The following is a 21,607-nucleotide window of genomic DNA, read 5'->3' on the forward strand; positions in this document are numbered from 1 at the left end:
ACCCCCTACACCCCCGGGTGGGCCAGGGCCCGCTCCAGCACCGGCCGGCACCGGACGGACTTGCTCGCCAGCCGCACCGGCACCGGCCCGGCCGCCGCGACCAGCGGGTCCAGGTTGTGCTCCACCGCAGACCAGCGCACGGCGGCCACCGGCGCCGGGTGGTCGCGCGTGGCGCGGTCGAGCAGCTCCCAGGTCTCTGCAGCGGGTGGGCGGTGGATCATGGCAGGCACGGTACTGCGGCGGGCCACCACGGTGGCTCTCCCTGGTCCGGAGGAGCCGGCCCGCGGGCCACGGGCGACAGGCCGGGGCTGCTGCTCCTAGGCTGCAGCCATGACCTCCCTGAGCGCCTCGGCCCAGCACACCCTCAACGACGGCACCACGCTGCCGGTGATCGGGTTCGGCACCTACCAGCTCACCGGCGCCGAGGGCGTCACGGCGATGCGACACGCCCTGGACGCCGGGTACCGGATGCTCGACACGGCGGTGAACTACCGCAACGAGGCCGAGGTGGGGCAGGCCGTGGCCGCCTCCGGGCTGGACCGCGACGCGGTGCAGATCGTCACCAAGGTGCCGGGGCGGCAGCACCGGTCGGCCGAGCAGTGCGTGGAGGAGTCCCTGCGCCGGCTGCGCACCGACCACGTGGACCTGGTGCTCATCCACTGGCCCAACCCCTCCCAGGGCGAGTACGAGTACGCCTGGGACGGGCTGGTGGCGGCCCGGGAGCGCGGGCTCACCCGCAGCATCGGCGTCTCGAACTTCCACCCCCACCACCTGGACCGGATCATCTCCTCGGTGGGCGTCACCCCATCGGTCAACCAGGTCGAGCTGCACCCCTCCTTCGCCCAGGCCGAGCTGCTGGCACAGGACGCCGAGCGAGGCATCCTCACCGAGGCGTGGAGCCCGCTGGGCAAGCGCGAGGCACGCTACGACGCGCCGGAGGTCGCCGGCCCCGCCGCACGGTACGAGGTGACGCCCGCCCAGGTGATCCTGCGCTGGCACCTGCAGCGGGGCGTCCTGCCGATCCCGAAGTCGGCCACCCCCGAGCGCCAGCGTGCGAACATCGACCTGTTCGACTTCTCCCTGACCGACGACGAGGTGGCCGCGATCACCGACCTCAGCCGGCCGGACGGTCGGCTGTTCGGCGGGGACCCCGACCACCACGAGGAGGACTGACCCGTCGCGGGACGTCCCGGCGGGCCACCCACACCCCCACCCCCAGGGCCACGAGCACCAGGCCGCCGATGACGCTGGTCAGCGGCAGGCTGGCGGCCAGCGCGAGGCAGCCGGCCAGCCCCAGGAGCGGCACCACCCAGCCGGCGCGCCACTCGTGGCGCAGGGTGAACGCAGCGGCGTTGGCCACGGCGTAGTAGAGCAGCACGCCGAAGCTGGAGAAGCCGATGGCGCCGCGCAGGTCGACCACCAGCACGAGCAGGACCACCACGGCGGCCACCAGCAGGCTGGCCACGCGCGGCACCTTCTCACCGGTGGCGGCCGTCGCGGTCACCCCCAGTGCGGCGGGGAGGTCACGGCGCTCCCCCATCGCCATCAGCGTGCGCCCCACCCCGAGCAGCAGGGCCCACAGGGCACCGAGGGCCGCCAGGCCCGCGACCACCCCGATGGTGAGCGCCCACCAGGAGGACACCCCACCGGCGAGGTCGCGCAGCGGGGCCGCGCTGGTCACGATCCCCTCGGGGCGCAGGCGCACCAGCAGGGTGACCGCGACGGCCGCGTACAGGGTGAGCGTGATGGCCACGCCCCACCCGATGGCGCGCGGGATGGTGCGTTCGGGACGCACCACGGTGTCCCCGAGGGTGGCGATGCGGGCGTACCCGGCGAAGGCGAAGAAGAGCAGTCCCGCGGCCTGCAGCACGGAGGCGGGGCCCACCGCGGAGGGAAGGCTCACCGCATCGGGATCGGCGCGGGAGGTCCACAGCGTGGGGTCGGGCGGGAGAACCCACGACAGCAGCAGCGTGGCGACGATGCCGACCAGCACCACGGCCACCACCCCCCGGGCCACCCGAGCAGACCTCACCACACCGCCGAAGGTCACCGCCGTGAGCGCTAGGACGGCCAGCACGGCCACGAGCTTCTCCCAGCCCGGCCACAGGTAGGCACCGGCCACCAGGGCCATCGCGGCGCACGACGCGGTCTTGCCGACGACGAAGCACCACCCGGCCAGGTGCCCCCAGAACGGGGAGAGCCGCTCCCGGCCGTAGAGGTAGGTGCCGCCGGCGCCGGGGTGGCGGGCGGCCAGCTGGGCGCTGGAGCTCGCGTTGCACCAGGCCACCAGGGCGGCCACGGCCAGCGCCGGGAGCAGCCAGTTGCCGGCGGAGGCGACCGCCGGACCCCAGACCCCGAAGACGCCGGCGCCCACCATGGCCGCCAGGCCGATGGTGAGGGCGTCGCCGAAGGTCAGGTGCCGCGCGGTGGAGGTCGCGCCGCTCACTCCACCGTCCGGCCGTCGGTCAGGGTGAACTCCACCGGCGTCTCCAGGGCCACCGTGCGGCTGACGGTGCACAGGCGGTCGCGTGACTTCGCGACGGCGTCGGGCAGCACGTCGGTGGCCTTCTGGCCGGCCTCGTCGTCGGCGAAGGCCACGTCGAAGTCCGCCGCCACGTCCGTGAGGTGGTTGCCCTGCTCGTCGCGCACCTTGGTGCCCCGGGCCTCGACGGCGAAGCGCTCCGGCTCGGCGCGCTTGGAGGTGATGAAGTCGACGTCGATCGCCGAGCAGCCCGCGACGGCCGCCAGCAGCAGCTCCACGGGGGTGAAGTCGGCCGAGGAGCCGTCACCGATGGTGATCGACCCTCCCCGCTCGTTGGTCACGGTGAACGCGGCGAAGCCGGTGCGCTGCAGGCGCACCGAGCGGGGGCTGGGCGGGGTGGGCGAAGTGCTCATGGGCATAGCCTGCCGTACATGTCACTGCATCCCCGCTCCGCCTCGCCCACCGCCGCCAGCGTGACGCAGCGCACGGCCGCGGGCTTCACCCCGCCCCTGACCGGCACCGCCGGAGGGCCCCTGGACGCCGCCGGGACCGCCGAGCAGCTCGGCCGCTTCACCTGCGACGACCCGGTGCGGATGCGGCCCGTCGACCCGGGCCCCGGGCGCCTGCTGCTGGTCCGCCACGGGGAGACCGAGTGGTCGCGGGTCGGCCGCCACACGGGGCTGACCGACCTCCCCCTGACCAATGAGGGACGCGCGCGGGCGGGCGGGCTGCCGGAACTCCTGGCACCCCACGACATCGTGCACGTGCGGTGCTCCCCCCTGCAGCGCGCGGCCGAGACGCTGCAGCTGGCCGGGCGCGAGCCGGACACCTACGACGCGGACCTCGCCGAGTGGGACTACGGCGCCGAGGAGGGCCGCACGACCGCCGAGGCCCGGGAGTCCGGGCGCCCCGGGTGGACCGTGTTCGACGGCGTGCCGCCCGGGGACACCCCCGGGGAGACGGTCGAGATGGTGGCGGCCCGGGCCAGCCGCGTGCTGGGCCGGGTGTGGGAGCACCTGGGCCGCGGCGACGTGCTGCTGGTGGGCCACGGCCACCACCTGCGGGTGCTGGCCGCGGTGTACCTGCGGCAGACGCCCTACCTCGCGGACAGCCTGGAGTTCGAGGCCGGGAGCCTCTGCGTGCTCGGGCACCACCGGGACACGCCCACCATCCAGCGGTGGAACCTCACCCCCTGAGGTGAGCGCCGGCCGGCCCGCGTGGTGACGACCCAGCGGGTCAGCGCCTCAGGCCGGCAGCGGCCACTGGTCCACCGGGGCGTGGGTGGCGTTGTTCTCCCAGTACAGGCGGGTCATCTCGGTGAGCGCGGCGTCACGGTCCATGCCCTGGGCCTCCAGCTGCTCCACGGCCCGGGTCTGCCACACCGCGCCGTTGACACCCGTCTCGCAGCGCCGCCGGATGGTGCCCAGGTAGGTGTCGGCGTCCTGGCGCGAGGTGCCCCCGGCCAGGAGTCCGTCGTGCGCCAGCGGCAGCAGGTGCTCGGTGAGCAGCTCGGTGACCGGCAGCGGCCCGCTGATGCCGGGCCAGACCAGCTCGGCATCCAGGCCGTGCTCGGCCGCGGCGTAGAAGTTGCGCTCGGCATCGTCGTGGGAGACGCCCACCCAGGGGTGCGGGGACTGGTCCACCAGGGTGCGCAGGAGGCCGTAGTACAGCGCGCAGTTGGCCAGCGTGTCGGCCGCGGTGGGCCCGGCGGGCATGACCCGGTTCTCCACCCGCAGGTGCGGCACGCCGTCGACCACGTCGTAGATGGCCCGGTTCCAACGCCAGATGGTGCCGTTGTGCAGCAGTAGCCGGGGCAGCTCGGGGGCTCGGCCCTTGCGGTCGCCGGGGGTAGCGCTCTTCGGGCCCCCCTCGTCGGCGGGCATCTCGAACAGCTCGGGCAGCAGGGCCGGGTAGGAACCGATGTTCTCCCGGAACAGGTCCGCCGGGGAGCTGATCCAGTCGCGGCCGAAGATGGCCCGCGAGGCCACCCCCTGGTTGCGGAGCTCGGGGGTGCGGGTGTCCAGCACCTGCTCGAACAGCGGGATGCGCGTCTCGGCCCACAGGCGCTTGCCGAACAGGAAGGGCGAGTTGGCGCCCGCGGCCACCTGCACGGCCGCGATCAGCTGGGCCGCGTTCCAGAAGGTCGCGAACTTCTCCGGGGAGACCTGGCGGTGCAGCTGCAGCGAGGTGCAAGCGGCCGCCGGGGCGATGCCGGGCACGTACATCTGCACGCGCTCCCCACCGGGCCCGGCGATGTCCAGGCTCGCGCCCTCGCCGCCCCGCTCGTGGAGGATCGCCTTCTCCAGGGCGGTGTACCGGGCCCCGCCGGAGATCCACTCCCCCTCCAGGTGCTCGGGGCGCAGCGTGGGCAGGATGCCGATGGGCACCATGCGGCAGGCGGCCTGCTGGGCGGCGTCCTCGGCCTCCTGCAGGTGGTGCAGCACGACGTGCTCGAGCGAGGGCGAGGCGCCGGTCGCCGCCGGGCGGGGCGCCACGTTCACCTCGATGTTGAAGCGCGCCAGCTCGGACTGGAAGTGGTCGCCCAAGTGCTCCAGGACGTCGTCGTTCGACATCGAGGGCTGCATCTGCTCGTCCACGAGGTTCAGCTCGAGCTCCAACCCGATCTTCGGGAAGGTCGCGTCGAACTCGGCGTGGGCGAGCACCCAGGTGAAGGTCTCCAGCTCCTGGTTCACCTCCTGGCGGAAGCGCCTGCGCTCCTCCGCGGAGTACTCCGTCTTCTCGACCTCAGCACCCATGACCCTGCCCTTCCGCCGACGATGTGGGGCCATCCTCACACGCCGGAGCCGGCCACGCCTCAGGGCGTGACCGGCTCCACAACTCCGGACCGAGCGCAGGGCGCCCGCGGACCGGCTCAGTCCTCGAACGCCTCCGGCGGCGGGCAGGAGCACACCAGATTGCGGTCGCCGTACACCCCGTCGATGCGGCGCACCGGCGGGAAGTACTTGGTCGCCGGGTTCACCCCATCGGGGTAGACGGCCTCGGCACGGGTGAAGGAGTGGTCCCACTCCCCCGCCATCGACAGCGCCGTGTACGGGGCGTGGCGCAGGATCGAGTCGTCGGCGTTGCCGGCGGCGGCCACCGCGTCGATCTCGCGCTTGATGGAGATCATCGCGTCGATGAAGCGGTCCAGCTCGGAGAGCGACTCGGACTCGGTGGGCTCCACCATCAGCGTGCCGGCCACCGGGAAGGACATCGTCGGGGCGTGGAAGCCGTAGTCGATGAGGCGCTTGGCCACGTCGTCCACGGTCACCCCGGTCTCCTTGGTGATCTCACGCAGGTCGAGGATGCACTCGTGGGCCACCAGGTTGTCGTTGCCCGTGTAGAGCACCGGGTAGTGCTCGTTGAGGCGGGCGGCGATGTAGTTGGCCGAGAGGATGGCCACGCGGGTGGCGCGCTCCAGGCCGGCCGAGCCCATCATGCGGATGTAGGCCCACGGGATCGGCAGGATGCTCGCCGAGCCCCACGGGGCCGCGGCGATGGGGCCGACGCCCGTGGCCGGGCCCGCCTGCTCCACCAGCGGGTGGTTCGGCAGGAAGGGCGCCAGGTGCTCGCGCACACCGATCGGGCCGACGCCCGGACCGCCACCGCCGTGGGGGATGGTGAAGGTCTTGTGCAGGTTCAGGTGGCTGACGTCCGCGCCGAACTTGCCCGGGCGGGCGACCCCGATGAGGGCGTTCAGGTTGGCACCGTCGACGTACACCTGGCCGCCGGCGTCGTGCACCAGGGCGCACAGGTCGCTGATGGTGTCCTCGAACACCCCGTGGGTGGACGGGTAGGTCACCATGATCGCGGCGAGGTCGTCGCCGTGCTTCTCGATCTTGGCGCGCAGGTCGTCCATGTCGATGTCGCCGCCGGCCGCGGTCTTCACCACGACCACCTTCATGCCGGCCATGACCGCCGAGGCAGCGTTGGTGCCGTGCGCCGAGGCCGGGATGAGGCAGATGGTGCGGTGGCCCTGGTCCTTCGACGCGTGGTAGGCGCGGATGGCGAGCAGACCGGCCAGCTCACCCTGCGCACCCGAGTTCGGCTGGAGCGAGACCGCGTCGTAGCCGGTGATGTCGCACAGCCAGCCCGAGAGCTGGTCCATCAGGGCGCGGATGCCCTCGGAGTGCTCCACCGGCGCGAAGGGGTGCAGGGTGGCGAACTCCGGCCAGGTGATCGGCTCCATCGCCGTGGTGGCGTTGAGCTTCATCGTGCACGAGCCCAGCGGGATCATCCCGCGGTCCAGCGCGTAGTCGCGCTCGGAGAGGGAGCGCAGGTAGCGCAGCATCTGCGTCTCGGAGCGGTGGAGGTGGAAGACCTCCGGGGTCAGGTAGTCGCTGGTGCGCTGCAGGTCGGTCGGCCAGGTGAGCTCCAGGGCCGGGCCCAGACGTCCCTCGAGGGTCACGCCGAACGCGTCGGCGACGACCTGCAGGTCCTCGCTGAGCGTGGTCTCGTCCACACTGACCAGCACGGTGTCGGCGTCCTGCTCCCAGAGCAGCACCCCGTTCTCCCGGGCCGCGGCCACGACCTCGCCGGCCTTGCCGGGAACGCGCAGCGCGAGGGTGTCGAAGTAGTGCTCGTGCAGCACCTCCACACCACCGGCTGCCAGCGAGCTGGCCAGGCGGCGCGCCTTGCCGTGCACGTCCTGGGCGATGGAGCGCAGCCCCTGGGGGCCGTGCCACACGGCGTACATGGAGGCGATGACGGCCAGCAGCACCTGCGCGGTGCAGATGTTGGAGGTCGCCTTCTCACGGCGGATGTGCTGCTCGCGGGTCTGCAGGGCCAGGCGGTAGGCCACCTTGTTCTCGGCATCCACCGAGACGCCCACGAGACGGCCGGGCAGGGTGCGCTCGAGCCCCCCGCGCACGGCCATGAAGCCGGCGTGCGGGCCACCGAAGCCCATCGGCACGCCGAAGCGCTGGGTGGTGCCGACGGCCACGTCCGCGCCCCACTCGCCGGGCGGCGTGAGCAGGGTGAGCGCGAGCAGGTCGGCCGCGGCGGTCACCAGCGCACCGGCCTCGTGCGCCGCATCGGCCAGCGCCCGCCAGTCGCGGATGGCGCCGTCGAGGGCCGGGTACTGCACGATCACGCCGAAGACGTCGCGGTCGCCGGCGGCGGCTCGCAGCGACTCCACGGAGTCGACGCCCGACAGGTCGGCGACGACCACCGGGATGCCCAGCGGCTCCGCCCGCGTTTGGGTGATGGCGATGGACTGCGGCAGCAGGCCGGAGTCCAGCAGCAGGACGGCGCTGTTGTCCTTGGCACCAACCTTCGCGGTGCGACGCATGACGGTCATGGCCTCGGCCACGGCCGTGCCCTCGTCCAGCAGGGAGGCACCGGCGGTGGTCAGGCCGGTCAGCTCGGCGCACATGGTCTGGAAGTTCAGCAGCGCCTCGAGACGGCCCTGCGAGATCTCGGGCTGGTAGGGCGTGTAGGCCGTGTACCAGGCGGGGTTCTCCAGGATCTTGCGCAGGATCACCGGCGGGGTGTGGGTGCCGTAGTAGCCCAGACCGATCATGGAGCGCGAGACGGTGTTGCGGTCGGCGTAGGCCCGCATCTCGGCGGTGGCAGCCTGCTCCGTGGGCGCCGCGGTCATGGGCAGCTGCTCGTCAGCCTGGATCTGGTCCGGCACCGCGGTGGCGATGACCGCGTCCAGACTCGGCTGGCCGATCACCTCCAGCATGTGGGCGACGTCTTCGTCACGGGGCCCGATGTGGCGGGCCACGAAGTCGGGCTGGTGGTGCAGGCCCAGCTCGTCGGTGGCGTCGAAGACCGGCGCCTCCGTGGCCTCGTGGGCGGGGGTGGGTGTGGTGCCGTCGGGAACCAAGGGTCCTCCTCGCGTCGTTGCGTGGGTCGGAGTTCACTCCCCCTCTGTGGGCACAGGGGCCGGCCAGAGTTGCCTCGTCCGCGGAGTCCGTGCGCCTGAGAGATTCCGGGGAGGTTGCTCCTTCGGCGTCCCTCGACGGGACTCTCCCCCGCGGGGTCGACAGCACCGGCGAGTGTACGACGTGGGGCCCGTCAAGGGAATGGCTCGAGCAGGTTCGCCGCTCAGGCGCCGCGGCGGGAACGGCGCGCAGCGAGCTCGTCGACCACGGCGTCCGCGCCCTGCACCCCGGGCAGCTCGCCCAGGCTCCCCTCGACCTCGCGCCACACGCTGGAGATCGCGATGCCGAAGACACCCTGTCCCCCGCGGACCAGGTCGATGACCTCGTCGTCGCTGGTGCACTCGTAGACCGAGGCGCCGTCCGACATCAGGGTCAGGGAGGCGAGGTCGTCCGCGCCACGGTCGGCGACGGCGTCCACGGCCACGCGGATCTGCTGGAGGGAGACCCCCGTGTCCAGGAGGCGCTTGATGATCTTGAGCACGACGATGTCGCGGAAGGAGTACAGCCGCTGGGTGCCGGATCCGCTGGCCCCGCGCACGCTCGGCCGCAGCAGGCCGGTGCGGGCCCAGTAGTCGAGCTGGCGGTAGCTCACACCCGCCGCGGCGCAGGCCTGCGGGCCGCGGTAGCCCAGTGCGTCACGGGCTGCGGCAGCCGGGTCCTCGAACAGGGGCTCCTGCTCTCCCGGGAGGCCCTGCGCGGGCGGCTTGGTGGTCACGAGGACGACGGTACTGCCCCGCCCCCGGGGAGGCAACGCCGCCACGCCGGGCCGCGAGCGCGCCCAGAGAACCTCATCCTCAGGTCGAGGGTGAGGCCCCAGGCGAGCGAGGAGGGCCAACGGGCCGGGCGATCAGCCCAGTTCGGCGCGCACCAGGGCGACGTGCAGCGAGAGGCACGCAGCGGCGAGCCGGGCCCGCATCTCGTCCCGCTGCTCCGGGGCGGGGCGGAAGGAGGTGAGGGTCTGCTGCACCAGGGCGGCCTCGCGGTCGGCGGCGAGGCGGAACATGCGCAGGTGGCGCGGCTCGAGCCCGAAGCTCGCGAAGGTGCCCACCGCCCGGGCGATCTCCACGTCCAGGGCGGTGTACCACCCGTCCTTGTCGGCCTGCACCAGACCGAAGGAGGCCATGTCCTGCAGCTGCTCGGCAGTGACCTCGGCGTTCCGGCACAGCTCGGCGCGGCTGACCCGCACGGCCTGCTCACCGGGTGCGAAGGCAGCGGCCTCCACGGGCGTCCCTCCCCCGGCGCGCAGCGCCCCCAGCGGAGGCGGTGCCGGGCGACCCGGGGCGGGGGCGTCGAGGTCCACGTCCAACCCGCGGTCCATCTGGTCCAGGGCGTCGGCGATCACCTTCAGCGGCCAGAAGCGGTCGCGTTGGGAGGTCAGGATGAACCGCAGGCGCTCCACCTGGTCGTCGGAGAAGAGGCGGTAGCCGGAGGCGGTCCGCTCGGGGGTGATCAGCCCCTTGCCCTCCAGGAAGCGCACCTTGGAGATCGTCAGGTCGGGGAAGTCCCCGGACAGCTCACGGACCACCTGCCCGATGGTGTGGCGACCCTCCCCGGTCATGCGTCCAGCGCGGTCGCGGGGTGGAAGGTCAGCCGGAACTTGCCGATCTGCACCACGTCGCCCTGGGCCAGGTCGGCGGACTCCACCGGCTCGTCGTTGACGTAGGTGCCGTTGGTCGAGCGCGTGTCCACCACTCGGAAGGATCCCTCGGGCGTCGCCTCGAAGCGGGCGTGGTGGCGGGAGACGGTGACGTCGTCCAGCACGATGTCGGCGTCCGGGGCGCGCCCCACGGCGGACTGCTCCTCGTCGAGCAGGTACCGGGCGCCGGCCGAGGGGCCACTGGGGATCAGGAGCAGGGCCGTGCCGGGGCGCAGCGCCGCGATCATCTCTGCGTCCACGTCCGTCATCACGCCGGGGGTGCGGGTGTGCTGGCCCGTCGGGGCGCCGGGGGCGACCTCGATGCGGGAGGTCGCGGCGTCGGGCAGGTGCGGAGTCTCCCCCGGGTTGGAGGTCATGCGCCTGGTCCTTTCAGAGTCGGGGGCGGCGGGTGCCGGACCGCGGGGGTCCGGCACCCGCCGGGGGTGGTTGACGTCAGTCGAGCGTCGCGGCGTACGCCTCGGCGTCGATGAGCTCCTCCACCTCGGAGGCCTCGGTGACCTTGATCTCGAACATCCAGCCCTCACCGTAGGGGTCGGTGTTCACGGCCTCCGGGGTGGCGTCCAGAGCCTCGTTCACGGCGGTGATCTCCCCGGTCAGGGGGGAGTACACGTCGCTCACAGACTTGGTGGACTCGACCTCGCCGGCGGCGTCGTCGCGCGAGAAGGTGTCGCCCACGGCGGGCAGGGTCACGAACACGACGTCGCCCAGCGCGTCCTGCGCGTAGGCCGTGATCCCGACGCGGTAGACGCCGTCGCCGGCCTCACGGAGCCACTCGTGCTTGTCCGTGTAGAGCAGATCCTGGGGGTATTCCATGTCGCTCATCGCACTCCTTCGGGTGATGGTTGCGGCAATCCTAGTCCGGTCGTGGTGGAGTCCGGGGGCGACTCACCCGTCGAGGGGGACGACGGACTCGATGCGGACCTCGTCCAGCACCAGCACACGCACCGTGGAGCCCTCCTGCTGAGCGGACTCCACCACCCCGCCGGGGATCTCCATGGCCGTGGCCATGGTCTGGGCGGGTCCGATGGCGACCACGAGGTAGGGGGGCTCCAACGGCTCGCCGTCCATGACCACCTGCCCCTCATTGTCGTCGACGAACCACGTGGAGGCCACGACGCGGCGGTCGTTGACCTCGATCACCTCGGCCCCGGCGTCGCGGAGCTCCTGCACCGCATCGAGCAGGGCGGGGGCGCCGAGCTCACCGGCCGCGGGGATCGTCATCTGGATGCCCTCCCCGGAGGCCGGCACCGTGCCGGCGAGGATGCCAAGCTCCTGGGCACGCTGCCGGGCCTGGCGCTCGGCCTCGGAGCTGTCCTGACCGGCTGCCAGGGCCGCCTTCTGCTCCAGCAGGACCCGGCGCTGCTCGTCGAGCTCGTCGTCGTGCTGCTCCACGTCGTGCAGCAGCTCGACCAGCTCGGCCTCGGAGAGCTCGCGCACCGTGTCGCGGGAACGGTCGAGGCTACTGGTGGACAGGGCGAAGCCGAGCGCCCCCAGCAGCAGGGCCACGGTGAGGCTCCCGGCGCCGGTCAGCGCACGCCACCCCTGCCGCCGGCGGGGGGCGCGACGGATCGGCGCCGGGCGCGTCCGGCGGCGTGGTTCCTCGCGTGGGGCGTCCTGGTCGGGCTCAGGCATGGAAGAGGTGCCTCCGGATCCCGGCGACGTTGCTGAAGATGCGCAGCCCCAGCACGACCACGACGCCGGTGGTCAGCTGGGCGCCGACCCCGAGCTGGTCACCGATCCACACGATGAACGCGGCGACCACCACGTTGGAGAGGAACGAGACCACGAAGACCTTCTCCGAGAAGATCCCCTCCAGGGCCGCGCGGGCGCCGCCGAACACCGCATCGAGGGCGGCGATCACGGCGATGGGCAGGTACGGCTCGAGCCACAGGGGCACGTCCGGCTGCAGCCAGACCCCCAGGACGATGCCGAGGACGAGTCCGACGATGGGGATCATGGGGCCTCCACGGTGATCGGGCGGGCGTGGTGCAGGGACAGGGTGGGGTCGGGGGCCAGCACGAGGCCCTGGACGCCCTCGAGGGTGGCCCGGATGCCGAAGTCGTCACGCAGCACCGCCAGCTGGGTGGACCCGCCGAGCTCGTCGAAGCGGCCCGGGAGCTCCTCCGGACCGATCGCTTCGATGGTGTACGGCCGTTCCAGGGCGCGGAAGTCGACCACCAGGGCCTTGCCGGCGAAGCGGATGCCCGCGTTCGCGCTGAGGCGGTGACCGTTGATCGCCGCGTCCTCGGCACCGGCGGCCCACAGCAGGTTCACCAGGCGCTGCAGGTCGGCGGCGATCACCCGCTCCGCGGGGTCCTCGACGGCGGGGTCGTCCAGCCGGATGCGCAGGCCGTCACCGCTCACCTCCGTGGCGGCGGCCGCGGCGGCACTCGCCTCGTAGGTGGCGGCGAGGTCCTCCTGGCCGCCGCTGGTCAGGACGCGTCGCTGCTGCTCCTCCACGGCACGCTGCTCACGCGCCAGGGCCTCCGACTGGTCCCGGAGGAGCTCCTGGCGTTCTGAGAGGCGCTCGGCGAGCTGCGCGCGCGGAGAGGACACCGCATCGGGCGCGCGCAGGGTCTGGTAGCCCACCGCCACGAGCACGCCGATGAGGACGGTGGTCGCCAGCATCACCAGGCGGGCCGCGAGGCGGGCGGCAAGGGTGGGGGGCGCCGCGCCGGGGCCCGTGCGGCGGGCGTGCTCGGCCTCGTAGGACGGTTCCAGGGGCTGGGCCAGGAGCTGCTCGATGAGGTTGGCCGGACCCTGCCGCGGTTGCTGCTGGTCCATGCCCCTCCCTTCCGGACGTCGGCCACAGGCGGTGTGCCGTGGCGCCGCATGCTACTCCCGCCCCGTCACTCGGTGACGCCCTCGACCCGCTCGGCGTGGGTGTAGACGTTCATGGAGTCGCCGCGCACGAAACCGACCAGCGTCAGACCGGAGGAGTCGGCCAGCTCGACCGCAAGCGAGGAGGGCGCCGAGACGGCCGTCAGCACCGGGATGCCCGCCATGACCGCCTTCTGCACGAGCTCGAAGCTGGCCCGACCCGAGACCTGCAGCACGGTGCCGGCGGCGGGCAAGCGGTCCTGCATCGCGGCCCACCCGATGACCTTGTCGACCGCGTTGTGGCGGCCGACGTCCTCGCGGACCACGAGCGCCTCACCGGTGGCGGGGTCGAAGAGCCCCGCGGCGTGGAGTCCCCCGGTGCGCTCGAACACCTCCTGGGCCCGGCGCAGCGCGACGGGGAACCCGGCGATGCGCTCCGGGGTGAGGGTCACCGCATCGGCGTGCAGGTCGTGGGCGGAGACCGTGTGGACGGCCTCGATGCTGGCCTTGCCGCAGACGCCGCAGCTGCTGGTGGTGTAGAAGTTCCGCTCGGCCGAGGCCGGCACCGGCGGCACGTGGTCGGCCAACGCGAGGTCGAGTACGTTGTAGGTGTTGGCCTGACCACCCCCCGTGCCCGGCCCGCCGCAGTGGATGGCGGCGCGGACATCCGACGCCGTGCGGATGATGCCCTCGGAGACCAGGAACCCGGTGGCGAGCTCGACGTCGTGCCCGGGGGTGCGCATGGTCACGGCCAGGGGGGTGCCGGCGATGCGGATCTCCAGCGGCTCCTCCGCGGCCAGGGTGTCCACGACACGGCGCGGCGGCTCGCTGCCTCGGATGCGCCGGACCGGCCGGCGGACGGTGATGCGTCCCATGGGGGCAGGGTCTCACGCGCCCGCCACACCGCCCGGCGCCGGTGGTCTGCCGGCGTGCCCCGCCGCCCCGTGCCGACCTACCGCCAGTCCCCCCACCCGCGCCCGGCTCCCGCACCCCGGCGGCGTCGTCGTCGTGGTCGAGCAACTGCTGCTGGTCGTGGGTGCCGTCCTGGCCTGTTGGTTCGCCGTCGTGCTCGCCCGCTCGGGCCTGGCCCTCAATGGCTCGGCCGACCAGGTGCACGCCGCGATGACGTCCGCGGTCTGGGTGGTGGCCGACCCCATCACGCTCTCGAGCAGCCGGCGGATCGTCACCAGCTCGCTGACCGGCCGGTCCTACCCCGAGGCACCGGTGAGCTCGCTCTTCCTCTTCGGGCGGCCACCAGGTGGACTGGGTGGCCGCCGGCACCTCCGACCGGGCGGTGGGCCTGTCCTGGTTCACGCTCCAGGTGACCCACCGCATCGGCGCGGACACCGATGCGGAGCGCTACTACATCGTGGACACGCTCACCCACGCCGACCCGGCGGTCGGGGTGCGCGTCATCGAGGACTTCTCCACCGGCTACCACCACCGCGACGACGGTGGTGGCCCTGGCGGTGGGCACCCTGCGCGCCCAGCGCCGCCGCGCCGCGGCACGGGCCTAGACTCCCGGTCGTCGAGGTCCACCCCCCGGGGTGGCGAAGAGGGAAGTCGGACGGTGCCGCCGGTGGCGACCACCCAGCCGACGCTGTCCCCGCAACTGTGTGCGGCGAGGCACCTCCCGTGGGACGACCACTGGCCCAGCTGGGCCGGGAAGGTCAGGGAGGAGCCAGTGACCCGCGAGCCAGGAGACCTGCCTCGGCCACAGCCGATTCGCCCGGCGGGGTCACCGGGCCAGCACAGAACGGGGCACCCATGCCTGTCACCACCCGGTCCCCCCGCACCTCCCCTGCCGCGTCCGGTCTCCCCGCGTCGTCGGGGGCCGGGTGGGGGGCCGCCACACCGCCGGACCAGCCGCCCGCCATCCGCGTCACCGCCATGCCCGGGGACGCCAACATGTACGGGGACATCTTCGGCGGCTGGCTGATGGCGCAGATGGACCTCGCTGCCTCCTCGGTGGCCTCGCGGCGCTCCCGGGGGCGCGCGGCCACCGTGGCCGTGCAGAGCATGTCCTTCCACCGCCCGGTGATGGTCGGGGCGGAAGTCTCGGTCTACGCCGAGCTGGTCCACGAGGGACGCACCTCGTTGCAGGTGACCGTGCAGGCCTGGTCGCGCGACCGGCACGCCGAGGACGAGCACCTCATCACCCGCGGGGAGTTCACCTTCGTGGCGACCGACGATGCAGGCCGGCCCCGCGCGCTGCCCGTGGCCTGACGGGGCGTCCGCCAACAGGGCGCCGGCGGCACGGGCCGTCTACGGTGCCCCCATGCCCGACATCCACCTGGTCCGCACCACCGGCGACGCCGGCGCCGCCCTGCTGGCGCTCGCGCGGACCGTGACGGGGGTGGACGGCCTGGCGCTGACCCGTGCCTGTCCTCGCTGCGGTTCGGGCCGGCACGGCCGACCGGTGCTCCTGGGCGCCGAGGGCCTCTTCGTCTCCCTGTCCCGCCCCCGCTCGCCCGGGCCCGCGGTCGCCGCCCTGTGCGCCGGCTCCGCGGTGGGCGTGGACGTGGAGAACCGGGGCGCGGCCGCCTTCGCCGGGTTCGATGCCGTGGCCCTCCACCGGCAGGAACGGTGTGCGGACGACCACGCCCGTACCCGCCTGTGGGTCCGCAAGGAGGCGTTGCTCAAGGCCCACGGAACGGGGCTGGCCACCGACCCCCGCCGGATCTGGCTGGCCGAGGACGGAGCGGTCCGGCAGGGGCCTCCCGGCACGATCGTCGACGGGGAACTCGACGGGCAGGTCATCGCCGTGGCGGTGACCCCACCGGCGGAGATCCGCCTCGTCCGGCACTGAGGCCCGCCTGCACCGGGCTCAACGCAGGTCAGCGCAGCGCAGCTCAGCTCAACTCCGGGAGCGGCGGCAGGTCCGCCCGGTGGAGCCAGCGGTGCAGGGTCTGGCCCACGCGGCCGCCCAGCTCACCGGAACCCGCGACGCAGTGCGCCTCGAACTGCGCGGTGGAGACGGTCCCCCCGTCGTGGGTGGCCACCCAGCTGCGCAGCAGCCGGAAGAAGGTGTCGTCCCCCACCACCGCGCGCACCGCGTGGAGGGTGAGCGCTCCCCGCTTGTAGACCCAGTCGTCGAACATCCTGCTCATACCGGGTTCTGCCAGGGTCATCCCGCCGTCCAGGTCGTGCAGCGCCGCGTGGTGGCGCGCTGCCTGCTCCTGGACGCTGGGGCTGTCGCACCAGGTGCGTCGGTGGTCGGACCACAGCCACTCGGCGTAGCAGGCAAAGCCCTCGTGCAGCCAGATGTCCCGCAGCAGCTCGCCGGTGACCGCGTTGCCGAACCACTGGTGGGCGAGCTCGTGGGCCACGAGGCGCTCGTTCTCCCAGGTCGGCTCCACGAAGTTGCGCCCGAAGGTGCTCAGGCCCTGCGCCTCCAGCGGGATCTCCAGGTCGTCGTCGACGACGACGGCCCGGTACTCCGCGAACGGGTAGGGCCCGAAGAGCTCGGTGAAGTGCTGGACCATCCGCCCCTGGTGCTCGAAGGCCGTCCCCTGGCCGACGCCCACGGCGGGCGGGTGCACGATGCTGACGGGCACGTTCGCCTCGCACGGGGTCTCCACGTAGTGGCCCACCTGCACCGTGGCGAGGTAGGGGGCCATCGGGCGGTCCATCTCGTACACCCACCGGCGGCGCCGGCCCTCCTGCGCGCTGTGGGTGCGGGTGCCGTTGGCCACCACCTGGTAGTCGAGGTCGGTGAGGACGTCGATGCGGTAGGTGGCCTTGTCCGCGGCGTCGTTGTTGCACGGGAACCACGACGGCGCGCCCTGCGGCTGGGAGCCCACCATCGCCCCATCGGTGAGCTCCTCCCATCCGGCCTCACCGTGGACGCCGGGAGCCGGCCGCGGCTTGCCCGAGACCCGGAGGTCCACGACGAGCTCCTCACCGGCCTCCCGCTGACCAACCACGATGGACCAGCCACCGCGCGTGCGGCGGTACTTCATCGGCTTCCCGTCGACGCTGGCGCCGCCGAGCTGGAGCCCACGGAGGTCCACGTCGATCCGGTTTGTCGGCTCGACCGTGCGCACGTGGAGGCGCGCTCGTTCGTCGAGCCGGTTGGTCACCACGGAGTAGGTGAGCGCGAGGTCGTAGTGATGGACCCGGTACCGGGTGTCACCGTGAGCGGGCAGGTAGGGGTCAGGGTGCGTCATCGCCGCCTCTTCCGGTGGACGTGTGGAGGAGCGGTCACCCTACGCCTCGATCCACGGGCCGATGGGGTTGCCGATCCACCGGGTCCGGTCCGGCGCGGACTCCCCGCGCATCACCAGCGAGCCCGGGCCGACGGTGGCGTCACGGCCCAGCGCCGAGGCCGGGAGGATGACGGAGTTCGGCCCGATGGTGGAGCCGGCCCCCAGGCGCACCGTGTCCATGGCCAGCACCCGGTCGTGGAAGAGGTGGGTCTGCACGACGCACCCGCGGTTGACGGTGGCGCCGGCGCCGATCTCGATGAGGTCGTGCTCGGGCAGCCAGTAGGTCTCGCACCACACGCCCTTCCCCACCCGGGCGCCCATCGCACGGAAGTAGAGGCTGATCAGGGCGGTGCCCGGGATGGCCCGCAGCAGCCAAGGGACGGCCACGGCCTCCACGAACGAGTCGGCCAGCTCGCTGCGCCACACCATGCCGGACCACAGCGGGTGCTCCGAGGCCCGGAAGCGGCCCACCAGCATCCACTTGGCCGCCACCGCGACACCCACCGCGACGAGGCCGCAGGCCAGCAGCACCAACCCGGAGACGGCGCCGGCCACCAGCCAGCCCCACCGGGCGGCGATCCACACCAGCGCCCCGGCGCCGAGCAGGTGGAGCACCAGGTGTGCCAGCAGCGCGAGCACGCGGCAGCTCTCCACCAGGCCGCGCAGGAGGCGCAGGTGGCCGGGCGGGTCGTAGGTGCGGGAGCTGTCCACCTCCGACGGCGCGCGGCGGAGCTTCTCCGGCGGCGAGCCCACCCAGGAGGCACCGGCCTTGGCCTTCTTGCGGCGGGGGGCCGCCGAGAGGACGGCCACCAGGGACTCCTTGGGCACCTTGCGCCCGGGGGCGGTCATGCCGGAGTTGCCGACGAAGGCACCGCGGCCGATCTTCACCCGCTCCACGCGCAGCCAACCGCCACCGAGCTCGTAACCGCCGATGAAGGTGTCGTCGGCGAGGAAGGCGCCGGCCCCGACCCGGGTGAGGCTGGGGATCATGAGGACGGTTGAGGCCTCGGCGTCCTTGCCGACCTTGGCGCCCAGCGCCCGGAGCCACACGGTGGTGATCGCCCCGCCGTACATCGGGAAGAGCCAGGTGCGGGCCTCGTCCATGAGCCGGATCGTGGCCCAGGCCTGCAGGGCCCTACGGCTCTGGGAGGGGTAGTAACCACCCTCCAGGCCGATGCTGGCTAGCCGGACCAGAACGAGGATGAGCAGCGCCAGGGTCGCGTATCCCACCAGCCCTGCCGGGGGCAGCCACAGCAGGCCCGTCCGCAGTGCCTCGCCCAGGGTCCCGGCCCCGGCCAGCGGGCGCCACATGACGAGCCCGGCCACGGCGATCGCGCCCAGGGGCAACAGGGAGATGACCACACCGGTCAGGGCGTAGAGGGCGATGTAGACCGGGCGGGACCGGGGCGGCTCGGCCCACGGACCACGGGCCTGGCCGGCGCGGATGGCCGGCGAGCCTGACCACCGCTCCTCGGCCGGGACCGCCCCGAGGACCGTGGACCCGGGGGCCACCTCGCTCCCCTCGCCGATGCTGCACCCACCCACGAGCGTGGACCGGGCACCGATGCGGGCGTTGGCCCCGATATCGATCGCTCCGATGTGGAGGGTCTCGCCGTCGACCCAGTGCCCCAGCAGGTCCACCTCCGGCTCCACGGCGGCGCCGTCGCCGAGGGTGAGCAGGCCGGTGACCGGCGGCATGGCGTGCAGGTCGACGCCCTGCCCCACCCGGCACCCGAGCAGGCGGGCGTACCAGCGCACCAGGCCGGCCCCGGAGATGGTCCCGGCGCCAGCCTCGTCGGCGAAGCGCTCGGCCAGCCAGAGCCGCAGGTGCACCCCGCCGCCCCGGGGGTAGCTGCCCGGGACGACACCCCGCAGGAGCAGGCGGGCCACCAGGGCGGAGAGGGCCAGCCGGCCGGCCGGGAGCACCAGCAGCAGCCACAGGACGGCCAGCAGCCACCACGGGGCGAGCGGCACCCTCGATGCCACCTCCCACCCCAGGGCGTGGACGACCCGCGTGGCGAGGGCCACCCACAAGACCCACCGCAGCCCGCTCACCGTGCGCAGACCGAGCAGGGCGAGCAGCTGCCCGAGCTGGGTCCTGCGGGCCACGGGCATCACCTGCTCGTTGAGCCGGCCGGTGGGGCTGTCGAGCTCCGTCAGCCAGCTCGCGAACGCACCGAGCGTCTGGTGCTCGTAGACGTCGGCCACCGTGGCGTTCACATATCGTTCGCGCACGCGGGCGACGATCTGCGCCGCGGTGAGCGAGCCGCCGCCGAGCTCGAAGAAGTCCTCCTCGGGGCTGGTGGGGCGGGCACCCAGGACGGTGTTCCAGATCTCGGCGAGCCACTGCTCGGTCTCGCTCAGCGCACCGGTGTCGGCACCGTCCTCGTCCGGCAGCGGCCAGGGCAGGGCGTCCCGGTCGATCTTGCCGCTGGTACGGGTGGGCAGGTCGTCCACGACGGCCAGTCGCGGGACGAGCGCGGCGGGCATGTCGGCGCGCAGACGGGTCACGGAGGCGGCCCGGTCGAAGCCCTCGTCGACGGTGAGATAGCCGACGATGAGGGTGTTGCCCGACTCGGTCTTGCGGATCGCGGCGGCGGCCCCGGCCACCCCTGGCAGCTGGAGGAGGGCGGAGTCGATCTCCCCCAGCTCGATGCGGCGCCCGCCGACCTTCACCTGGTCGTCGGCGCGACCGCGGAAGAGCAGGCCCGCGGGGTCGTTGACCACCACGTCACCGGACCGGTAGGCGCGCTCCCAGCCGAGCGTCGGCATCGGGGCGTACTTCTCGGCGTCCTTCTCCGGGTCGAGGTACCGGGCCAGGCCGACGCCACCGATGATCAGCTCGCCCTCCTCCCCCGGCCCGACCGGGTGCCCGTCGGCGTCCACGACGGCGAGGTCCCAGCCGTCCAGCGGCAGGCCGATACGGACCGGCGGCTCGGCCGTCACCTGCGCGGCGCAGGCCACGACGGTGGCCTCAGTGGGCCCGTAGGTGTTCCACACCTCCCGGTCGTCAGTGGCGAAGCGCGCCCCCAGCTCGGGCGGGCAGGCCTCTCCGCCCACGATGAGCAGCCGCACCCGGTCCATCGCCTCGGCGGGCCACATCGAGACGAGGGTGGGTACGGTGGAGACGATGGTGATGTCGTTGGCGACCAGCCAGGGGCCTAGGTCCACCCCGGAGCGCACCAGGGAGCGGGGTGCCGGCACGAGGCAGGCGCCGTGTGCCCAGGCGAGCCACATCTCCTCGCAGCTGGCGTCGAAGGCCACCGAGAGCCCTGCCATGACGCGGTCGCCGGGTCCGATGGACGCTCGCCGCAGGAAGATGCGCGCCTCGGCCTCGACGAACGCGGCCGCCGAGCGGTGCGTGACGGCCACCCCCTTGGGCTTGCCGGTGGAGCCGGAGGTGAAGATCACCCAGCAGTCGTCCTGCAGGTCCGGCAGCTCGGGCTCGACGGGCTTGCGTGCCTCGGCCAGCCGGGAGGAGATGACCAGATCGGCCCCCACGACGGCGGCTGCGGCCGACTCCTCGAAGACCGTGCGGGCACGCTCGTCGGGGTCGTCGGCGTCGACCGGGACGTAGGCCGCCCCGGCGAGCAGGATGCCCATGATCGCGACGTACAGGTCGGCGGTGCCGGAGGGGACGCGGACGCCCACCTTGTCACCCCGCCCGATGCCGAGCTCCGCCAGCCGCGCTGCGAGCTCGGCGGACGCCTCATGAAACTCGTCGTAGGTCAGGACGCGTCCGCCGGCCCGGATCGCCGGCGCGCTCCCGGCCCTCTGGACGGTGTCGAGGAAGAGGTCCGCCAGGGTGCGGGGCGCGGGGGCGAGACCACCGGCGCGAAGGGGATCGCGCGCAGCGGCCGCAAGACAAGCAGGCATCAGAGGATGATCCCACCGAGTTGCGAGAAGTTCGAATCCGTGCGACTGGAGCTGCTCACGTGGACCCGGGGCGGAGCGGCTTGCTCAGCCTCTGGAACTCCCCACGCTGTGCCTATGACCGCTGTTCCCGCCACGCGTGCACTCACTGAAATGGAACGCCTCATCCATCAGGTCATCGCCGAGAGCGACCCTGTGACCATCGTCGGGGATCGGGGCAGCGCTGTGCTCGTCAGCGAGGACGACTGGCGCGCGATTCAGGAGACCATCGACCCCACTTCCACCCCCGGCACGTCCGCCTCAATCCAGGAGACCCGTGCTGACGGCGTTGGCACGGGTGCCGAGGAACCGAACACGTAGACGTCGGCCGTTCATGGGCCGCCCCCCAAGCGGTCAGCATGAGCGGATTGAACCCCGTTCCACCCGGACGTGTCAGCGGTGAGCCCAACCGTGGCTGACGCTAACTACTCGGAGAACGCGTCACGAGCCGCTGGGCAGAACGGTCGTACACGACGTTGACGATCTCTCCGGAGATGATCAGATCGATGGCCTGGTCGATAACCGGCTGGGGAACCACGTACCACTCGGATGGGTCGTAGTTTCGACCGTCACGGCCGGATTGGCTGACGTCGAGCCGGACATCGGCGAATACGCGGTGCAGGAGATTCTCGAGCACCGA

The 21,607-nt window shown here is 73.0% G+C and carries 21 protein-coding genes, 1 pseudogene and 2 riboswitches; of the genes and pseudogenes, 6 read left to right on the plus strand and 16 right to left on the minus strand.

Going from position 1 to position 21,607, the window contains the following annotated elements; translation table 11 throughout:
- Positions 1-5: 5 nt before the first annotated feature.
- Positions 6-221, minus strand: a complete 216-nt coding sequence (locus tag KSED_RS15310; RefSeq protein ID WP_237699510.1) for a hypothetical protein — start codon at positions 219-221, stop codon at positions 6-8.
- Positions 222-330: 109 nt separating this feature from the next.
- Here KSED_RS15310 and KSED_RS07275 point away from each other — a divergent pair, with 109 nt between their 5' ends.
- Complete coding sequence (locus KSED_RS07275; protein WP_015779457.1) at positions 331-1,173, plus strand: aldo/keto reductase; 843 nt, start codon at positions 331-333, stop codon at positions 1,171-1,173.
- Here the strand turns inward: KSED_RS07275 and KSED_RS07280 are convergent.
- Together KSED_RS07280 and KSED_RS07285 are read right to left on the minus strand one after the other, a co-directional pair.
- A complete protein-coding gene (locus tag KSED_RS07280) occupies positions 1,115-2,446 on the minus strand; it encodes an APC family permease (protein ID WP_015779458.1) in 1,332 nt (443 codons plus the stop codon). The two genes, KSED_RS07275 and KSED_RS07280, sit on opposite strands and share 59 nt — an antisense overlap.
- The gene (locus KSED_RS07285) at positions 2,443-2,895 is read right to left on the minus strand and encodes an OsmC family protein (protein WP_041290895.1); all 453 of its coding nucleotides are present in this window, start codon (positions 2,893-2,895) and stop codon (positions 2,443-2,445) included. Before KSED_RS07285 ends, KSED_RS07280 begins: the two co-directional genes overlap by 4 nt.
- A gap of 18 nt (positions 2,896-2,913) precedes the next feature.
- Between KSED_RS07285 and KSED_RS07290 the strand changes: the two genes are divergently transcribed.
- On the plus strand, positions 2,914-3,678 hold the full coding sequence (locus tag KSED_RS07290; protein WP_308699656.1) for a histidine phosphatase family protein: 765 nt from the start codon (positions 2,914-2,916) through the stop codon (positions 3,676-3,678).
- A 48-nt stretch (positions 3,679-3,726) separates the two neighbouring features.
- Here the strand turns inward: KSED_RS07290 and KSED_RS07295 are convergent, their stop codons facing one another.
- From KSED_RS07295 to fdhD, 10 genes are all read right to left on the minus strand, one after another.
- Positions 3,727-5,238 (minus strand): glutamate-cysteine ligase family protein, encoded by a 1,512-nt coding sequence (locus KSED_RS07295; protein WP_015779461.1) that lies wholly within the window; start codon positions 5,236-5,238, stop codon positions 3,727-3,729.
- Between the two features lie 116 nt (positions 5,239-5,354).
- A complete protein-coding gene (gcvP, locus tag KSED_RS07300; RefSeq protein ID WP_015779462.1) occupies positions 5,355-8,312 on the minus strand; it encodes an aminomethyl-transferring glycine dehydrogenase in 2,958 nt (985 codons plus the stop codon).
- Positions 8,313-8,385: 73 nt separating this feature from the next.
- Positions 8,386-8,471, minus strand: a riboswitch (glycine riboswitch).
- Positions 8,472-8,533: 62 nt separating this feature from the next.
- A complete protein-coding gene (locus tag KSED_RS07305) occupies positions 8,534-9,085 on the minus strand; it encodes a MerR family transcriptional regulator (RefSeq protein WP_015779463.1) in 552 nt (183 codons plus the stop codon).
- 132 nt (positions 9,086-9,217) lie between these two features.
- A complete protein-coding gene (gene ftsR / locus KSED_RS07310; protein WP_015779464.1) occupies positions 9,218-9,928 on the minus strand; it encodes a transcriptional regulator FtsR in 711 nt (236 codons plus the stop codon).
- Complete coding sequence (locus KSED_RS07315) at positions 9,925-10,383, minus strand: FHA domain-containing protein (RefSeq protein WP_015779465.1); 459 nt, start codon at positions 10,381-10,383, stop codon at positions 9,925-9,927. The genes ftsR and KSED_RS07315 overlap by 4 nt, the downstream gene beginning before the upstream one ends.
- A 76-nt stretch (positions 10,384-10,459) precedes the next feature.
- Entirely contained in the window at positions 10,460-10,849 is a 390-nt protein-coding gene (gene gcvH, locus KSED_RS07320; RefSeq protein ID WP_015779466.1) for a glycine cleavage system protein GcvH, read from the minus strand.
- 63 nt (positions 10,850-10,912) lie between these two features.
- The gene (locus tag KSED_RS07325; RefSeq protein ID WP_015779467.1) at positions 10,913-11,659 is read right to left on the minus strand and encodes a DUF881 domain-containing protein; all 747 of its coding nucleotides are present in this window, start codon (positions 11,657-11,659) and stop codon (positions 10,913-10,915) included.
- Positions 11,652-11,984 (minus strand): small basic family protein, encoded by a 333-nt coding sequence (locus KSED_RS07330; protein ID WP_015779468.1) that lies wholly within the window; start codon positions 11,982-11,984, stop codon positions 11,652-11,654. Before KSED_RS07330 ends, KSED_RS07325 begins: the two co-directional genes overlap by 8 nt.
- On the minus strand, positions 11,981-12,811 hold the full coding sequence (locus KSED_RS07335) for a DUF881 domain-containing protein (protein WP_015779469.1): 831 nt from the start codon (positions 12,809-12,811) through the stop codon (positions 11,981-11,983). Before KSED_RS07335 ends, KSED_RS07330 begins: the two co-directional genes overlap by 4 nt.
- Before the next feature lie 65 nt (positions 12,812-12,876).
- Positions 12,877-13,722, minus strand: a complete 846-nt coding sequence (fdhD, locus tag KSED_RS07340) for a formate dehydrogenase accessory sulfurtransferase FdhD (RefSeq protein WP_015779470.1) — start codon at positions 13,720-13,722, stop codon at positions 12,877-12,879.
- On the opposite strand from fdhD, the pseudogene KSED_RS15650 reads away from it, so the two are divergent.
- From KSED_RS15650 to KSED_RS13660, 3 genes and pseudogenes are all read left to right on the plus strand, one after another.
- Positions 13,721-14,294, plus strand: a pseudogene (locus KSED_RS15650) (LssY C-terminal domain-containing protein); the annotation flags it as partial. The gene fdhD and the pseudogene KSED_RS15650 sit on opposite strands and share 2 nt — an antisense overlap.
- 67 nt (positions 14,295-14,361) lie before the next feature.
- Positions 14,362-14,574: riboswitch (cobalamin riboswitch) on the plus strand.
- Positions 14,575-14,614: 40 nt separating this feature from the next.
- Positions 14,615-15,073 (plus strand): acyl-CoA thioesterase, encoded by a 459-nt coding sequence (locus KSED_RS15555; protein ID WP_015779471.1) that lies wholly within the window; start codon positions 14,615-14,617, stop codon positions 15,071-15,073.
- Between the two features lie 52 nt (positions 15,074-15,125).
- A complete protein-coding gene (locus KSED_RS13660; RefSeq protein ID WP_015779472.1) occupies positions 15,126-15,656 on the plus strand; it encodes a 4'-phosphopantetheinyl transferase family protein in 531 nt (176 codons plus the stop codon).
- A 43-nt stretch (positions 15,657-15,699) separates the two neighbouring features.
- Here KSED_RS13660 and KSED_RS07355 read toward each other — a convergent pair whose 3' ends face one another.
- Positions 15,700-17,016: a M1 family metallopeptidase gene (locus tag KSED_RS07355; protein ID WP_015779473.1), complete on the minus strand. Its 1,317-nt coding sequence runs from the start codon at positions 17,014-17,016 to the stop codon at positions 15,700-15,702.
- A 39-nt stretch (positions 17,017-17,055) separates the two neighbouring features.
- Positions 17,056-20,931, minus strand: a complete 3,876-nt coding sequence (locus KSED_RS07360; protein WP_015779474.1) for a Pls/PosA family non-ribosomal peptide synthetase — start codon at positions 20,929-20,931, stop codon at positions 17,056-17,058.
- Positions 20,932-21,045: 114 nt separating this feature from the next.
- Between KSED_RS07360 and KSED_RS07365 the strand changes: the two genes are divergently transcribed.
- Complete coding sequence (locus KSED_RS07365) at positions 21,046-21,288, plus strand: type II toxin-antitoxin system Phd/YefM family antitoxin (protein WP_015779475.1); 243 nt, start codon at positions 21,046-21,048, stop codon at positions 21,286-21,288.
- 100 nt (positions 21,289-21,388) lie between these two features.
- Here KSED_RS07365 and KSED_RS07370 read toward each other — a convergent pair whose 3' ends face one another.
- Positions 21,389-21,604, minus strand: a complete 216-nt coding sequence (locus KSED_RS07370) for a GIY-YIG nuclease family protein (protein ID WP_015779476.1) — start codon at positions 21,602-21,604, stop codon at positions 21,389-21,391.
- Positions 21,605-21,607: the final 3 nt, after the last annotated feature.

Origin of the sequence: Kytococcus sedentarius DSM 20547, from assembly GCF_000023925.1 — a bacterium.
GTDB classification, from domain to species: domain Bacteria; phylum Actinomycetota; class Actinomycetes; order Actinomycetales; family Dermatophilaceae; genus Kytococcus; species Kytococcus sedentarius.

Coding starts and splice junctions, on each gene's coding strand:
- KSED_RS15310 (WP_237699510.1), bottom strand. CDS start 221: ATGATCCACCGCCCACCCGCTGCAGAGACCTGGGAGCTGCTCGACCGC.
- KSED_RS07275 (WP_015779457.1), top strand. CDS start 331: ATGACCTCCCTGAGCGCCTCGGCCCAGCACACCCTCAACGACGGCACC.
- KSED_RS07285 (WP_041290895.1), bottom strand. CDS start 2,895: ATGAGCACTTCGCCCACCCCGCCCAGCCCCCGCTCGGTGCGCCTGCAG.
- KSED_RS07290 (WP_308699656.1), top strand. CDS start 2,914: ATGTCACTGCATCCCCGCTCCGCCTCGCCCACCGCCGCCAGCGTGACG.
- KSED_RS07295 (WP_015779461.1), bottom strand. CDS start 5,238: ATGGGTGCTGAGGTCGAGAAGACGGAGTACTCCGCGGAGGAGCGCAGG.
- ftsR (WP_015779464.1), bottom strand. CDS start 9,928: ATGACCGGGGAGGGTCGCCACACCATCGGGCAGGTGGTCCGTGAGCTG.
- KSED_RS07315 (WP_015779465.1), bottom strand. CDS start 10,383: ATGACCTCCAACCCGGGGGAGACTCCGCACCTGCCCGACGCCGCGACC.
- gcvH (WP_015779466.1), bottom strand. CDS start 10,849: ATGAGCGACATGGAATACCCCCAGGATCTGCTCTACACGGACAAGCAC.
- KSED_RS07325 (WP_015779467.1), bottom strand. CDS start 11,659: ATGCCTGAGCCCGACCAGGACGCCCCACGCGAGGAACCACGCCGCCGG.
- KSED_RS07330 (WP_015779468.1), bottom strand. CDS start 11,984: ATGATCCCCATCGTCGGACTCGTCCTCGGCATCGTCCTGGGGGTCTGG.
- KSED_RS07335 (WP_015779469.1), bottom strand. CDS start 12,811: ATGGACCAGCAGCAACCGCGGCAGGGTCCGGCCAACCTCATCGAGCAG.
- fdhD (WP_015779470.1), bottom strand. CDS start 13,722: ATGGGACGCATCACCGTCCGCCGGCCGGTCCGGCGCATCCGAGGCAGC.
- KSED_RS15555 (WP_015779471.1), top strand. CDS start 14,615: ATGCCTGTCACCACCCGGTCCCCCCGCACCTCCCCTGCCGCGTCCGGT.
- KSED_RS13660 (WP_015779472.1), top strand. CDS start 15,126: ATGCCCGACATCCACCTGGTCCGCACCACCGGCGACGCCGGCGCCGCC.
- KSED_RS07355 (WP_015779473.1), bottom strand. CDS start 17,016: ATGACGCACCCTGACCCCTACCTGCCCGCTCACGGTGACACCCGGTAC.
- KSED_RS07360 (WP_015779474.1), bottom strand. CDS start 20,931: ATGCCTGCTTGTCTTGCGGCCGCTGCGCGCGATCCCCTTCGCGCCGGT.
- KSED_RS07365 (WP_015779475.1), top strand. CDS start 21,046: ATGACCGCTGTTCCCGCCACGCGTGCACTCACTGAAATGGAACGCCTC.